Origin of the sequence: Mesorhizobium qingshengii (assembly GCF_900103325.1) — a bacterium.
Taxonomy (GTDB): Bacteria; Pseudomonadota; Alphaproteobacteria; order Rhizobiales; family Rhizobiaceae; genus Mesorhizobium; species Mesorhizobium qingshengii.
Genome location: NZ_FMXM01000004.1, coordinates 48,799 through 63,456, shown reverse-complemented (window position 1 = coordinate 63,456; position 14,658 = coordinate 48,799). Strand labels below are relative to the sequence as shown.

Sequence of the window (14,658 nt, the reverse complement as noted above, 5' to 3'; positions counted from 1 at the left end):
TCGCCTCGACGTCTGGATCTATAGTCCTGCGCCGTAAGGGGCGGATTTGGCAAGTCTTTTCACGCCGCGCCGCGCGCTATTGCTCTCATCGCGGATTCATACTTGTGGATCGGAGATTTGACCGTTTCTGTTTAAGCCCGATCCTTCGCTTCCGGGAAACAACAGATGCCAGGTACCAAGATATTGTGGGATCAAGTTCTTGCCGTATGTCTGATTGTGCTCTCGACGATCTGGTGCTCGACGCAATGGACAGCTTGGCGGCTCGGTTTCCAGAGCGAACTCGGTCTCCCTTGGTTCGAACTCGCTGGCCAACCAATCTATCCACCACCATCATTCTTCTGGTGGTGGTTTTTTTACGATGCGTACGCGCCACAGGTCTTCATTGAAGGTGCGGTAGTTGCGGCAAGCGGAAGCCTTGTCGCGATCGTCGTGGCCGTTGGCATGTCGGTCTGGCGAGCGCGAGAGGCCAAGAACTCGGTGACCTACGGCTCGGCGCGATGGGCGACGCGCGTCGAGATCAGCGGCGAAGGCTTAATTGGCAGGGATGGCGTTGTGCTCGGTAAGCTAAATCACGACTATCTCCGTCACGACGGTCCCGAGCACGTGCTGTGCTTTGCGCCAACTAGAAGTGGCAAGGGTGTCGGCCTCGTCGTGCCATCACTGCTCACCTGGCCAGGGTCGGCGATTGTTCACGACATCAAGGGGGAGAACTGGGAGCTGACCGCCGGATGGCGGGCGCGCTTCGGCCGCGTACTTCTGTTCGATCCGACCAACGCAGCTTCGGCAGCCTACAATCCTCTGCTGGAAGTGCGACGTGGCGAATGGGAAGTCCGTGATGTCCAGAATGTCGCCGATGTGCTCGTCGACCCCGAAGGGTCGTTGGAGCGCAGGAACCATTGGGAGAAGACCAGCCATGCGCTGCTGGTCGGCGCCATTCTGCATGTTCTCTATTCTGAAAAGGACAAGACCCTCGCGGGCGTAGCAAACTTCCTCTCCGATCCACAGCGGCCGATCGAAACGACATTGCGCACCATGATGTTGACGCGGCACCTGGGCGACACCGGCCCGCATCCGGTCGTGGCATCGGCGGCGCGCGAATTGCTCAACAAGTCGGAAAATGAGCGCTCCGGCGTGCTGTCCACTGCCATGAGTTTTCTGGGCCTCTACCGCGATCCAGTCGTGGGCAAGGTCACGTCTCGTTGCGACTGGCGGATCGCTGATCTCGTCGAGTGCGAGCATCCGACCACGCTCTATCTGGTTGTGCCGCCCTCAGATATCAGTCGCACAAAGCCGCTTATCCGCCTCGTTCTCAATCAGATTGGCCGCCGGTTGACCGAGGATCTCCATGCGAAAGATCGACGGCAGCGATTGCTCATGATGCTCGACGAGTTTCCGGCGCTAGGCCGGCTCGATTTCTTCGAGTCGACGCTCGCCTTCATGGCGGGCTACGGTATCAAATCCTTCCTGATTGCGCAGTCGCTCAACCAGATAGAAAAGGCCTACGGGCCGAACAATTCCATCCTCGACAACTGCCATGTGCGAGTGAGCTTCGCCACCAATGACGAACGAACAGCCAAGCGCGTGTCCGATTCGCTGGGAACAGGAACCGAGATGCGAGCCATGAAGAACTATGCCGGCCACAGGCTGTCGCCCTGGCTCGGACATCTCATGGTCTCGCGGCAGGAAACGGCTCGCGCCCTGATGACGCCCGGCGAGATCATGCAGCTCCCGCCGACTGACGCTATTGTCATGGTGTCCGGCCTCTTCCCGATCCGGGCGAAGAAAGCACGCTACTTCACCGACCGGCGCTTTACCGAACGTGTGTTGCCGCCGCCTAAGTCTGCAACGACCGAAAGACCGTCGCGCCCCGACGACTGGACTGGGACAGCGATCCTCGCGTCGGAACCGGAACGAAGTCATCTGCGATCAAAACCTTCCACGGATCCTCAGGACGATGATCCGGCAAATGGCGGCATTCGCCGCCAGCCCGAGCTCCCCGGACACGAGGACATCGCGCCGGAACGGGCGGTACAGCGCGGCGACGAGTTTGACCTCGACCGGGACGAACCTGACGATGATGCCGTTCGTCGTCGTGCGGTCAATCAGGTGATGCGACGTGCTGCACGGCAGGCCGCACTGGATCCCGATGATGGCATCGGGCTTTGAGCCGCATGAAGAACGCCAAGAAAAAACGGCTCTCGGCCTATCTCGATCCCGACGTGATGAACGCGCTCGCCGATTACTCGGCGCAAAGGGACGCCTCGCTTTCTCTGATTGCCGAGGCTGCAATCGCCTCGTTCCTGTCGCCGGACGCCGAGGAGCGAAAGGAAGCGGCGATCACCCGGCGCCTCGATCAGGTCGACCGGCGCGTGCAACGCGTCGAACGTGATGTTGGCATCGCCATCGAGACGCTGGCGCTGTTCGTGCGCTTCTGGCTCAATTCGACACCTGCCCTGCCGGAATCCGCGCAGGCCGAAGCCCGCGCGAAAGGCCTACAGCGGTATGAAGCATTCGTTGACGCGCTTGGCCGCAGGTTGAGCAAAGGGCCCAAACTGAGGCAGGAAGTAGCTGACGACGTGCCGCCTGTGTCGCCAGCCGACGCGGATGGCTCCCCGCCGAGATAGGCAGCGGAGGCAAGCCGGCGAGGTCGCCGCACCGCATTTCGCAAGTCGCTACACGTCTCATCACGATCGCCCATTTTGCTTGTTGCAGGATCGGTATTCCTGCCTCTTCTAATCATCCCCAACCGCGGCTCGAACCAATTCGCCGCACGGAATGGGGATGATCGTGGAAGCTCATCAGAATGGCAGGGAAGCGCGGTCGCGCAGCGCGCGCATGCTACGCACGGCGCTCGGCTCGGCTATCGCAGGGTTCCTTGAAGATCCCGAAATCGTCGAGGTGATGCTCAACCCGGACGGGCGGCTATGGGTCGACCGGCTAAAGGATGGACTTGTCGCCACCGATGAAGTCCTGATCCCGGCCGACGGCGAGCGCATCGTCCGACTGGCCGCGCACCATGTCGGTGCGGAGGTGCATTCCGGGCGCCCTCGTGTATCTGCCGAACTGCCGGAAACCGGCGAGCGCTTCGAGGGCCTGCTGCCGCCTGTTGTCGCAGCACCCACCTTCGCCATCCGTAAGCCCGCCGTCGCTGTCTTCACTCTTGAGCACTATGTCGCCGCTGGTGTCATGACGGAGGCCCAGGCTGCAGTGCTACGCCTCGCCGTAGAACGACGCAAAAACCTGCTCGTTGCTGGCGGTACGTCGACCGGCAAGACCACGCTGGTGAATGCGTTGTTGGCGGAAGTGGCCAAGACCGCCGACCGCGTGGTGCTAATTGAGGACACCCGCGAACTGCAATGCGCAGCACCCAATCTGGTGGCGCTACGCACCAAGGACGGCGTCGCCTCGCTTTCCGATCTGGTGAAGTCGTCGCTGCGGCTGCGTCCCGACCGCATCCCGATCGGCGAGGTGCGCGGGGCGGAAGCACTCGACCTGTTGAAGGCTTGGGGCACGGGACATCCCGGCGGCATTGGCACCATCCACGCCAGTACGGCCCTGGGTGCGTTGCGACGGCTCGAGCAGCTCATACAGGAGGCGGTGATCACCGTCCCGCGCGCGCTAATTGCCGACACTGTTGACCTCATTGCGGTTCTCGCCGGTCGGGGCGCTGCGCGCCGCGTTGTCGAGATCGCATGGGTCGAAGGGCTCGATCCCGCGACCGGCGACTACCGCATGCTCGAAGCAAGACTGGAGACCAAGTCAACCGCCAAGCCCTAATCCCTCATGGAGATCCATAATGAATCCGATCCGCTTCACTTCATCGTCTATCCGTAGGGTTCGTGCGGTGCTCCCATTCGCCGCAACGACTGCTGTGGTCGCGACCATGATGAACGCGCCTGCCCATGCCGCAGGGTCTTCCATGCCGTGGGAAGAACCGCTTCAGCAAATCCTCGAATCTGTCGAGGGACCGGTCGCCAAGATCGTGGCGGTCATCATCATCATCGTCACGGGCTTGTCGCTCGCCTTCGGCGACACGGCGGGCGGATTCCGACGTCTGATCCAGATCGTGTTCGGACTGTCGATCGCCTTCGCGGCGAGTTCATTCTTCCTGTCGTTTTTCTCCTTCGGCGGCGGAGCGCTGATCTGATGGAGGAGGAGATCCGCGGATTCTTCGCTCCGGTGCGTCGCGCGCTCACCGAACCGATCCTGCTTGGCGGCGCGCCACGCGCGGTCGCCATCGCCAATGGCACGCTGGCTGGCGCGGTCGGATTGGGACTTCGCTTGTGGATCGCGGGTCTCGTTATCTGGGCGATTGGCCATTTCGCTGCCGTATGGGCGGCAAAGCGCGACGCGCGGTTCGTCGACGTGGCTCGCCGGCATCTGCGCTATCCCCCGCATTTCGGTTGCTAAGAGGTTTTCCGCGATGATGAATCTCGCCGAATATCGTAAGAAGAGCGCCAGCCTCGCAGACTACCTACCCTGGGCTGCCCTGGTGGCACCGGGCGTAGTCCTCAACAAGGATGGCTCGTTCCAGCGAACCGCTCGTTTCCGAGGCCCCGATCTGGATTCCTCCACACCGGCGGAACTGGTCGGCGCGACGGCACGGCTAAACAGCGTTCTTCGCCGTCTCGGCTCCGGCTGGGCGATCTTCGTCGAAGCGCAGCGCAATCCGACCACCAACTATCCCAACAGCCAGTTCCCGGATTCTGCATCGGCACTGCTCGACCTCGAGCGGCGCGAGCAGTTCGAAGACTCCGGTGCCCTGTTCGAGAGCACCTATTTTCTCACCTTCGTCTGGCTGCCGCCGGCTGAGGAAGCCTCCCGCATAGAGAGCTGGCTCTACGAAGGCCGGGAGAAGAGCGGCGTCGATCCTTGGGAATTGTTGAAGGGCTTTGTCGACCGCACCGACCGCGTGCTCAACCTGGTCGAGGGGTTCGTCCCGGAAGCCGCCTGGCTCGATGACGGCGAGACGTTGACCTATCTCCACTCGACCATTTCGACGAAGCGCCTTCGGGTTCGTGTGCCGGAAACACCGACGCATCTCGATGTATTGCTTGTCGATCAGCCGCTCGCCGGCGGACTGGAGCCGCGGCTGGGCGAGTTTCATCTGCGCACGCTCACCATCATCGGCTTCCCCAGCGCGACTTTTCCGGGGGTTCTCGACGACCTCAATCGGCTTGCTTTCCCCTACCGCTGGTCAACGCGAGCGATCATGCTCGACAAGACCGACGCGACCAGGCTGGTGGCGAAGATCCGCCGCCAGTGGTTCGCCAAGCGGAAGTCCGTCGCCACCATCCTCAAGGAGGTGATGACCAACGAGGGCTCCGTTCTCGTCGATACCGACGCCACGAACAAGGCGGCCGATGCCGATGCGGCCCTGCAGGACCTAGGTTCCGATCAGATCGGCGAGGCTTACGTGACGGCGACAGTGACGGTATGGGATGCCGACCCATCAATCGCCGACGAGAAGCTTCGGCTGGTGGAGAAAAATATCCAGGGCAGGGACTTCACAGCAATCATCGAGGGCGTCAACGCCATCGAAGCATGGCTTGGCAGCATCCCGGGCCACGTCTATGCGAACGTCCGCCAGCCGCCGCTGTCGACACTGAACCTCGCCCACATGATCCCGCTCTCGGCAGTTTGGGCGGGACCTGTAGAGGACGAGCATTTTGGCGCTCCGGCACTGTTTTTTGCCAGGACCGAAGGCGCGACGCCGTTCCGGTTCAGCCTGCATGTGGGCGATGTCGGCCACACCCTTGTCATTGGCCCCACCGGCGCCGGCAAGTCGGTGCTATTGGCGATGATGGCACTGCAGTTCCGGCGCTACGAGAACAGCCAGATCTTTGCCTTCGACTTCGGCGGCTCGATCCGCGCGGCGATGCTGGGCATGGCCGGCGATTGGCACAATCTCGGCGGCAATGCTTCGAGCGGGCGAGGGCCCGACGATCCGCTCGCTCTGCTCACCTTGACGGAACTGTCGGATGACGTCGAGACCGTTTCGCTGCAGCCGCTCGGCCGTATCCACCAAACTCCAGAGCGCGCCTGGGCGGCTGACTGGCTCGTCGACATTCTTCTGCGCGAAGACGTTCGCGTCACGGCGGAGGTTAAAGAGCATCTCTGGTCGGCGCTGATCTCGCTGGCCAGCGCGCCGGTTCAGGAACGGACGCTGACCGGCCTGTCGGTGCTGCTGCAATCTTCGCCACTGAAGCAGGCACTGCGGCCCTACTGCATCGGCGGTCCCTATGGCCGACTGCTCGACGCCGAGCACGAGCGGCTGGGCGTGGCTTCCGTCCAGGCATTCGAGACCGAAGGCCTGATCGGCACGGGGGCGGCTCCGGCTGTGCTTGCCTATCTTTTCCACCGCATCGAGCAGCGAATGGATGGGCGGCCGACGTTGCTGATCATCGATGAAGGTTGGCTGGCGCTCGACGATGGCGGCTTCGCCGATCAGCTGCGCGAATGGCTGAAGACGCTGAGGAAGAAGAACGCCTCCGTCATCTTTGCCACGCAATCGCTCTCGGATATCGACGGCAGCAGGATCGCGCCCGCCATCGTCGAGAGCTGTCCTACGCGGCTGTTCCTGCCGAACGAACGCGCGATCGAACCGCAGATCACCGGCATCTACCGCCGCTTCGGTCTTAACGATCGGCAGATCGAGATCGTGGCGCGGGCGACGCCGAAGCGCGACTATTACTGTCAGAGCCGCCGCGGCAATCGTCTTTTCGAGCTTGGCCTTGGTCCCATAGCGCTGGCGCTCTGCGCTGCGTCCTCCAAGTCCGATCAGGCGGCGATCGATCGGATCATCGCTGAGGGCGGTCGCGAACATTTCCTCGAGACCTGGCTTGCGAACCGCGGTCTTTCCTGGGCGGCCGACCTCATTCCCGATCTCACCAATGTCATCAACCAATCCGCCAAGGAGATTTCCTGATGCAGTCCGTTTTTGCACGCTATCGAATCCGCCGCACGACGGCCGCCGCAGCGCTCGCCGCCGTTGCCCTGGCGCCGCTGCCGGCATCGGCGCTGATTGTCTATGATCCCACCAACTACAGCCAGAATCTGCTCCAGGCGGCGCGCGCCCTGGAGCAGATCCAGAACCAGATCACCTCGCTTCAGAATGAGGCGCAGATGCTGATCAACCAGGCAAAGAACCTCACTTCGCTGCCGACCTCGGTGCTAGGCCAGATCGAAGACAGTTTCTCTCAGATGAAGACTCTGCTCGGCGAGGCCGAGAAGCTCGCCTACAGCGTCCAGGACATCGAGAGCCAATTCGCCTCGACCTACGAGAATTTTGGTTCGGACCTCTCCAGCCAGCAGCTTGTCGATGGCGCGCGTGAACGCTGGCAGACCTCGGTTTCGGCCTTCGAGCACTCGCTGAAGGCGGGTGCCGTTGCCGTGGACAACATCGAAGGAACACAGGAACAGACCAGCGCGCTGGTCGGCGCCAGCCAGTCGGCAGTCGGCGTGCTCCAGGCGACGCAAGCCGGTAACCAGCTTCTCGCCGTCCAGGCAAGGCAGGTTTCGGACCTGACGGCGATGATGGCAGCGCAGGGACGCGCCAACGCATTAGACCAGGCGAGGCAGGCGGCTGCACAGGGACAAGCACGTGAACAGTTCAGCCGCTTCATGACGGGCAATGGCTACAGCCCGTCATCTGTGAAGATGTTCCACGACTGAGGCGAGAGTCGCATGGATCTCAAGATCGCCGCCCGGATGACAGCCGTTCTTGCCCTTGGCGCCGCCATGACCGCCGCCTTCATGGCGTTGCGCGGCGACGGCTCGCAGGACGCGTCCTCCCCGCGCTCCGCACATCCGGGCGGCGAGCCGGAAAGGGTCGAGCTTGCACGATGCCGGGACATCGGCATGGCCGCCGTTTCTGACGAGGTTTGCAGAAAGGCCTGGGCGGAAAACCGCCGGCGATTCCTTCGGCCTACAAAGACCGTGACGCCGTATGCCGTTCCTTCAGCCGGGAAGGATCAGAGCCGGCTTCTGCCCCTTCAGCCGTCGACCTCGCCGGGTACGCAGGACCAATACCGCCCGAACACGGTGGCGCCATGAACGACACCGGCGTTATCGATCGCTTTCTGGAGACTTTCACCCGCTACATCGATTCAGGCTTCGGGCTGCTCGGTGGCGAGGTGGCTTTTCTCAGCTCCACCCTTATCGTCATTGATATCACGATCGCCGGCCTGTTCTGGGCTTGGGGTGCGGACGAGGACATTCTGCACAGGCTGGTGAAGAAGACGCTCTATATCGGCTTCTTCGCCTTCATCATCGGCAACTTCAATCGTCTGGCCGGCATCGTCTTCGAGAGCTTTTCCGGGCTTGGCCTGAAGGCCGGAGGGTCCGCACTTTCGAGCTCAGCTCTCTTGCAGCCGGGTCGCGTCGCGCAGGTCGGCATCGACGCCGGCAATCCGATCCTTGAAGCCGCCAGCGAGCTGATGGGCTACGTCTCCTTCTTTGAGAACTTTGTACAGATCGCCGTCTTGATGATCGCCTGGGCGATCGTTCTGATCGCCTTCTTCATCCTGGCCGTCCAGATTTTCGTCACGCTTATCGAGTTCAAGCTAACGACGCTTGCTGGCTTCGTTCTGATCCCGTTCGCGCTCTTCAACAGAACTGCCTTCCTCGCCGAAAAGGTGCTCGGCAACATCGTCGCCTCCGGCGTGAAAATCCTGGTGCTTGCCGTCATCGTCGGAATCGGTTCGGGTCTCTTCGGCGAGTTCACTCAAGGCTTCGGCGCTGAACAACCCACGATCACGGATGCGCTGTCGCTTGTGCTGGGGGCCCTGTCGCTGATGGGGCTGTCGATCTTTGGACCGGGCATCGCAACTGGCCTCGTCTCCGGAGCGCCGCAACTCGGGGCGGGTGCTGCTGTGGGCACCAGTCTCGCCGCCGTCGGCCTTGGTGCTGCTGGTGCCATGGGCGCCCGCGCCGGATTGGGCGGCGCCGCAAGTGCGCTCAGTGCTGGTGGGGGCATGTCGTCAGCCGCCGCACGTGGCGGCGCGCATTTGGCCGGCAGCACCTCGACAGCTTACAGCCTAGCCGCGGCGACATCCGGACAGAGCGGTGCAAGCTCGATCGCCGCCGGCATTGCTGGTGTCGCCAAAGCTGGTGCCGGCGCCGCTGTTCAACCTGTCAAGCAGGCAATGTCACGCGCGGCGTCAGCCCTGTCAGCCAGCCAGCAGGCTGGCCGTTCGGCGGCATGGACCGCGACCGGTGGAGAGGAGCCATCGGGAGCAGTCTCCTTAGGCCGTGCTCGGACCGTAGAATCCAGCGCTGGATCGCCGCCCGCCTGGGCCGCTCGCATGAAGCGCGGCCAGACCATGAGCCATGGCGCGAGCATGGCCGCGCATTCTGTCCGCTCTGGCGATCACGGCGGAGGCTCAATGAATGTTCCCCTCAACCAGGATGATCGCCGATGAACCTCTTCAGACGACCTTCCGTTCGTTACGGAAAAACACCACAACCGGAGACGCCCTATCAGCGTGCTGCGCAGGTATGGGACGAGCGCATCGGCTCGGCTCGTGTGCAAGCGAAGAATTGGCGGCTGATGGCCGTCGGCTCGCTCGTCCTGGCCGGCGTCTTCGCTTCCGTCTTGGTCTGGCAGTCGACACGCGGCTCCGTTGTTCCCTGGGTGGTTCAGGTCGATAAGCTTGGCGAAGCGCAGGCGGTCGCTCCGGCCGTTGCCGACTATCGGCCCACCGATCCGCAGATCGCATGGCATCTCGCTCGTTTTATCGAAGAGGTGAGAAGCATCCCTGACGATCCGGTCATCGTTCGCCAGAATTGGTTGCGTGCCTACGACTACACGACCGATCGCGGTGCCGTCTCGCTGAACGACTACGCCCGTCTGAACGACCCTTTTGCCAAGGTCGGCAAGATCCAGATCGCGGTCGAAGTCTCCAGCGTCATTCGTGCCTCGCCGGACTCGTTCCGTGTTGCCTGGATCGAGCGCCACTACGATAACGGCAGCCTGGCCAGCACCGAGCGCTGGACCGCTTTCCTTACCATCGTCATTCAGCAACCGCGCGATGCCGACCGGCTGAAGGTCAATCCGCTCGGTATCTACGTCAACGCCATCAACTGGTCGAAGGAACTTTCATGATGAGTGCGGCACCAACACGCAAAACAACGAGACATGTCGCGCGCGACATGATGAGAGCACGCGTGCTTGTCGCCGCTATGCTGTCAGCGACAGCGCTCGCCGGTTGCGCCTCGAAAAAATACATTCTACCCGAAATCCAATATGACGATCCCAGGCCTGCCGTGCTGAAGGTCGATCCGCCTGGTCCGGTGAAGGTGGTGGAGGTATCAAAGCCGCTTCCGCTACCCAGTCAGTTGAAGCCGGTCGAGGCCAGCAAAGCGAAAGCTGAGCCGGCCGATCCGAAACAGCGGATCAGCCAAGCCAACGAAGCAGCTCGAATGCAGCCGGTCCGCGATGGATTCGTCAACGCGATCCAGCTCTATCCCTGGAGTGAAGGGGCGCTCTACCAGATCTACGCCGCGCCGGGCCAGGTCACCGACATCGCGCTCCAACCGGGCGAACAGCTTGTCGGCTCCGGTCCCGTCGCCGCCGGCGATACGGTTCGCTGGATCATCGGCGATACGCAGAGCGGGGCAGGGGACCGGCTGCAGGTCCATATCCTCGTTAAGCCGACACGCACCGATCTTCAGACCAACCTCGTGATCAACAGCGACCGTCGCACCTATCATCTCGAGCTGCGCTCGACGGAAAAGACCTACATGGCCTCGGTGTCGTGGCAGTATCCGCAGGACCAGTTGATTGCGCTGCGGCGCCAGAACGTACAAGCTTCCGCCGCGCAGCCGGTCGCTTCTGGAGTGGACATCCAGAAGCTCAACTTCCGCTATCGCATCGAGGGCGACGCAGCACCCTGGAGACCGCTGCGCGCGTTCGACGACGGCGAAAAGGTCTATATCGAATTCCCGTCCGGCATTGGGCAGGGGGAAATGCCGCCACTGTTCGTCATCGGCTCCTCTGGCGGCTCCGAGTTGGTCAATTACCGCGCCCGGCAAAACTACTATGTCGTCGACCGCCTGTTTGCCGCTGCCGAGCTAAGGCTGGGTGACAAAGGTTCGGAGCGACGTGTCAGGATCGTGCGCACCGACGGGAGGAAACCACTGCGCAGCGCGGGGCTGTTCCGATGAGCGACGCCGGCATTCCCCCCAATCCGGACATCAGGGAGCAACTGCGCTTGCGGCCCGAACCGGCCAGGGTCACGCGTCTTTCGCGCAAGGTGCTGATCGGTCTTGGTGGAGTGGCCAGCGTTGCGATCCTGGGCACGTTGATCTGGGCGCTCGACATCAGGCGGCGCGGCAATGAACAGCCCTCCGAACTCTTCACCACTGAAGACCGCTCGACCGCCGATGGGCTGCAGACGCTGCCGAAGGATTATTCCGGGGTTCCAAAGCTCGGTCCCGCACTGCCTGGGGATCTCGGCCGACCGATCCTGCGCGCGCAGGAGCAGGGCAAGTCAGTCATTGCGCCTGAGATACACACGCCCCGCGTCGACGCGGAGGAACAGCGTCGCCTTGCCGAAATCGAGGCCGCGCGTGTCGCAAAGCTCTTTACCGACACCCGTGGGCGAACAAACGCGGCGCGACAAGGTGCTGGTCCAGGAAGTTCCATCGCGGACACCGGTCCAGGTTCGACCCCGCCAGCGGAGCAGTTGGCGGTTGATCCAGGTTCTGCGCAGAACATGCAGGACCGCAAACTCGCCTTCGTCAATGCCGAACCAGACCGCCGCACCGTCAGTCCCGATCGAATAGTCGAGAAGGCTTCACCCTATGTCGTCCAGGCCGGCACAATCATCCCGGCTGCTCTCATCACTGGCATCCGTTCCGACCTTCCCGGTCAGATCACCGCTCAGGTGACCGAGAACGTCTATGATAGTCCAACAGGATCATATCTCCTGATCCCGCAAGGCGCCCGCCTGATCGGCCAGTACGATAGCCAGGTCACCTTCGGCCAGTCGCGCGTGCTGCTGGTCTGGAACCGGCTGATCATGCCCAACGGCACCTCCATCGCGCTCGAACGCCAGCAGGGCGCGGACACTGAAGGGTTTTCCGGGTTGGAGGACGAGATCGACCACCATTGGGGTCAGTTGTTCAGGGCTGCGGCGCTTACGACGCTGCTGGGGATCGGCTCCAACCTTGGTTCCAGCAGCAACGAGAGCGACATCGCCAAGGCGATCCGTGAGAGCGCACAGGATTCATTGTCCAGTGTCGGCCAGCAGATCGTTCGCAATCAGCTGAACGTCCAGCCGACCCTCACCATCCGGCCCGGTTTTCCGGTGCGCGTCATCGTCAATCGCGACTTGATACTAAACCCCTATGATGCGGCAAAGGAGCCGTCATGACCAAACTGAAACTCTCCTCCATTCCCGATGATCGGCCGGTCAAAGCCACCGTAGAATTGCCAGCCGCGGTTCACCGCGATCTGATTGCTTATGCTGAGGTGCTCGGTCGCGAGACCGGACAGTTGGTTGTCGATCCAGTAAAGCTGATAGCTCCGATGCTGGCACGCTTCATGGCGACGGACCGGGTCTTCAGTCGAGCCCGGCGCGAAACGAAGTCAGGATAAGCGGCCCGCGGTCCGCTTCGCCTTCATGAAACTGAGAGCGACATCCGGCCTGCTCCTAATGAACTCGGCAACTGCGTGCAGAAACTCGATCGCGTGCTCGGATGTATCTAAGTCGGCAAGAAGCCCGCCAGTTTTTCCTGATCGTGCAGACTTTGCAAATGCAAGTGTACCGTCGAGATCGGCGAGGACCCGTCGAAGATCGTGTAGCAGTCTCATGCCGGCTGGGGTAGGTCGCACGCCGCTGGCGTGACGTTCGAACAGCGTCGTTCCAAGCGAGTGCTCAAGGTCTCGGATTCTTCGGCTCAGAGCGGAGTGGTGGATACCAACACGTCGGGAAGCGCCGAGAAAGCTGCCCTCCTCGGCGACGACGAGTGCGCAATCAAGCGTAATGAGCTGGATTCGCCGCATCTTCCTTCCTTCGTCTTGACGCCAGCAGGCTAATAGGCTCACGACCTCGAGAGGTGATTGGTTCCTTCACCAATGAAATATTAGGCGGCGGGCGCTTTTTCAGATCGCACCGCATGCTCAGTTTTTGGTTGCGCTAGCTTGGTGTTCGCCTTTCGTGTCACGCAGCCTGGCGATTGCCTGCGGCCAGAGCTCGCTTTGGCGGCCATCGTCTCCTCGCTCTCGATCGTCCGCGGCAGGCCGACCGGCGTAACTCTCAAATGCAGTTGCCCGAGCCCCATAAGCCGAAGCTTGTTCATGTCGACGGTGACCGTGGAGACTCCCTTGCGAATGCAATGCGCGATAATGCCGGTGAGAAGAGTATTTGCGATCGACCTCAGCTTCCGGGCCCGCCGCCGACGGGCCTCGACACAGTGGCACTTCCTCTCCCAACCGCTCTCGCCTTCGTAGAAGGGCCGGAATGAGCTTGCGACAGGCGATGGGGCGCAGGTAATTGCCAGATTCGTTGAACCGGCACGAACTCCGAACGTGCCTTGGTGAAAGGCACGCCAAATGCGCCGATCCCATTTTGCACTGCTTGAAAAAAACTGCTCAGACCGGTGGCCGAAAAAAGTTTCGTCCTGCGCAACGCTCTGCTGCGGCCCAATCGTTGAGCAATCAGAGAGGTCAGGTCGACGCCAGGGCGCTTGAATTGCTGATTTAAGCACAGCTAATAAGATGCGGTGGTTCCTATTTACAAAACGATCTGGCAGCTTTAACTGTCTTATACAAAGCACCGAGTGTGGATTCAAGAGCATTGGATAACAGCTGGCGCGCATTGTCGTTCACCGCCTTCGTCATGCGCGAAATCATGGACAATCCATTGGAGGACGAAACCGCTTCGGCCCGGCTAAAGCAGGTCGGATTGATGAGCGTGCTCTACTGCATGCATGTCGACAACCAGGCCCTGACCCTGGCCGCTATCACGGCCGAGACCGGGCTTACTCGCGGTGGCGTCTATGAGACCATCGCATATTTGTTGAAACGCAGCCTGTTGGACGAAACAGAAGTCAGGAATTCCCTTGGCCGCGGCAAGGCCCGGCGCTTTTCCTTCCCGGAAGAGATATTCGAACGAATCCGACAGGTTGAACGTTCGCCTCGCTGAAACTCTGTACTGCACCTTGTAGGAGAGGCCATAGACGCCAAGCGCGTCCATCTGCTTGCCCAAGCAGGGGAACTGGTTCATCTCCGCGCGCGTGTACGTCGATAGGACGGATGACATCGAGGCCACGATATTCCGGCAGCCGTGCAAAGCGCGACCTGAAAGCACGGCTGACAACAAAAGGATCAAGACGCAGGATACAGTTTCCGCCTGGATGACGGTTGGGCTGAGTTTTGCCCCTCGAGGTAGTCTCGGATGCGCTTGCTAGCCGTGCCGGTTCGATGCGTTGTATGCTTTCTTCCTAGTGGTCAAAGCCTGACGCTTGGTACCCGACGCGCAGGGCAGCTCGGGGTGGAAAGCGGACTAAATGCTCCGATGGCTCAACCAGTAGTCGTTCTGCCAGTCTGCGTAGCCAAGCAACTCACCAAATCGCCGTTCGCGATTACGGGACCACGCGCCGGGTTGAGCTAGGAGCGTCCGAAAGGCGTCGATCCGCCACTCCTCGCCTGGC

General features: G+C 61.6%; 15 protein-coding genes. 14 read left to right on the top strand and 1 reads right to left on the bottom strand.

What is annotated here, in order from left to right; genetic code table 11:
- The first annotated feature begins 165 nt into the window (after nucleotides 1-165).
- From BLS48_RS07070 to BLS48_RS07010, 13 genes are all read left to right on the top strand, one after another.
- Nucleotides 166-2,166, top strand: a complete 2,001-nt coding sequence (locus BLS48_RS07070; RefSeq protein WP_091576315.1) for a conjugal transfer protein TraG — start codon at nucleotides 166-168, stop codon at nucleotides 2,164-2,166.
- A 5-nt stretch (nucleotides 2,167-2,171) separates the two neighbouring features.
- Nucleotides 2,172-2,624 (top strand): CopG family transcriptional regulator, encoded by a 453-nt coding sequence (locus BLS48_RS07065; RefSeq protein WP_091576314.1) that lies wholly within the window; start codon nucleotides 2,172-2,174, stop codon nucleotides 2,622-2,624.
- Between the two features lie 157 nt (nucleotides 2,625-2,781).
- Nucleotides 2,782-3,777 carry a P-type conjugative transfer ATPase TrbB gene (gene trbB, locus BLS48_RS07060; RefSeq protein ID WP_091576313.1) on the top strand — a complete coding sequence of 332 codons (996 nt, stop codon included), beginning with the start codon at nucleotides 2,782-2,784 and terminating at the stop codon, nucleotides 3,775-3,777.
- Nucleotides 3,778-3,883: 106 nt separating this feature from the next.
- The gene (locus tag BLS48_RS07055; RefSeq protein WP_244529546.1) at nucleotides 3,884-4,147 is read left to right on the top strand and encodes a TrbC/VirB2 family type IV secretion system protein; all 264 of its coding nucleotides are present in this window, start codon (nucleotides 3,884-3,886) and stop codon (nucleotides 4,145-4,147) included.
- Nucleotides 4,147-4,410 carry a VirB3 family type IV secretion system protein gene (locus tag BLS48_RS07050; protein ID WP_091576311.1) on the top strand — a complete coding sequence of 88 codons (264 nt, stop codon included), beginning with the start codon at nucleotides 4,147-4,149 and terminating at the stop codon, nucleotides 4,408-4,410. The genes BLS48_RS07055 and BLS48_RS07050 overlap by 1 nt, the downstream gene beginning before the upstream one ends.
- A gap of 13 nt (nucleotides 4,411-4,423) precedes the next feature.
- The gene (trbE, locus tag BLS48_RS07045; RefSeq protein ID WP_091576310.1) at nucleotides 4,424-6,928 is read left to right on the top strand and encodes a conjugal transfer protein TrbE; all 2,505 of its coding nucleotides are present in this window, start codon (nucleotides 4,424-4,426) and stop codon (nucleotides 6,926-6,928) included.
- Complete coding sequence (trbJ, locus tag BLS48_RS07040) at nucleotides 6,928-7,674, top strand: P-type conjugative transfer protein TrbJ (RefSeq protein ID WP_091576309.1); 747 nt, start codon at nucleotides 6,928-6,930, stop codon at nucleotides 7,672-7,674. The genes trbE and trbJ overlap by 1 nt, the downstream gene beginning before the upstream one ends.
- A 12-nt stretch (nucleotides 7,675-7,686) precedes the next feature.
- Entirely contained in the window at nucleotides 7,687-8,055 is a 369-nt protein-coding gene (trbK-alt, locus tag BLS48_RS07035; RefSeq protein WP_091576308.1) for a putative entry exclusion protein TrbK-alt, read from the top strand.
- On the top strand, nucleotides 8,052-9,422 hold the full coding sequence (trbL, locus tag BLS48_RS07030; RefSeq protein WP_091576307.1) for a P-type conjugative transfer protein TrbL: 1,371 nt from the start codon (nucleotides 8,052-8,054) through the stop codon (nucleotides 9,420-9,422). The genes trbK-alt and trbL overlap by 4 nt, the downstream gene beginning before the upstream one ends.
- On the top strand, nucleotides 9,419-10,105 hold the full coding sequence (gene trbF / locus BLS48_RS07025) for a conjugal transfer protein TrbF (RefSeq protein WP_091576306.1): 687 nt from the start codon (nucleotides 9,419-9,421) through the stop codon (nucleotides 10,103-10,105). Before trbL ends, trbF begins: the two co-directional genes overlap by 4 nt.
- A gap of 47 nt (nucleotides 10,106-10,152) precedes the next feature.
- Nucleotides 10,153-11,166 (top strand): P-type conjugative transfer protein TrbG, encoded by a 1,014-nt coding sequence (trbG, locus tag BLS48_RS07020; protein ID WP_208604600.1) that lies wholly within the window; start codon nucleotides 10,153-10,155, stop codon nucleotides 11,164-11,166.
- Complete coding sequence (locus BLS48_RS07015) at nucleotides 11,163-12,377, top strand: TraB/TrbI/VirB10 family type IV secretion system protein (protein WP_091576305.1); 1,215 nt, start codon at nucleotides 11,163-11,165, stop codon at nucleotides 12,375-12,377. The genes trbG and BLS48_RS07015 overlap by 4 nt, the downstream gene beginning before the upstream one ends.
- Nucleotides 12,374-12,601, top strand: a complete 228-nt coding sequence (locus BLS48_RS07010; RefSeq protein ID WP_091576304.1) for a DUF2274 domain-containing protein — start codon at nucleotides 12,374-12,376, stop codon at nucleotides 12,599-12,601. The genes BLS48_RS07015 and BLS48_RS07010 overlap by 4 nt, the downstream gene beginning before the upstream one ends.
- On the opposite strand, the gene BLS48_RS36750 is transcribed toward BLS48_RS07010, so the two are convergent.
- Nucleotides 12,593-13,009 (bottom strand): LysR family transcriptional regulator, encoded by a 417-nt coding sequence (locus tag BLS48_RS36750; RefSeq protein WP_091576303.1) that lies wholly within the window; start codon nucleotides 13,007-13,009, stop codon nucleotides 12,593-12,595. The genes BLS48_RS07010 and BLS48_RS36750 overlap by 9 nt on opposite strands.
- Before the next feature lie 814 nt (nucleotides 13,010-13,823).
- On the opposite strand from BLS48_RS36750, the gene BLS48_RS06995 reads away from it, so the two are divergent.
- Nucleotides 13,824-14,150, top strand: coding sequence for a MarR family transcriptional regulator (locus BLS48_RS06995; RefSeq protein WP_342028502.1), 327 nt, complete (start codon nucleotides 13,824-13,826; stop codon nucleotides 14,148-14,150).
- The last annotated feature ends 508 nt before the right edge of the window (nucleotides 14,151-14,658 follow it).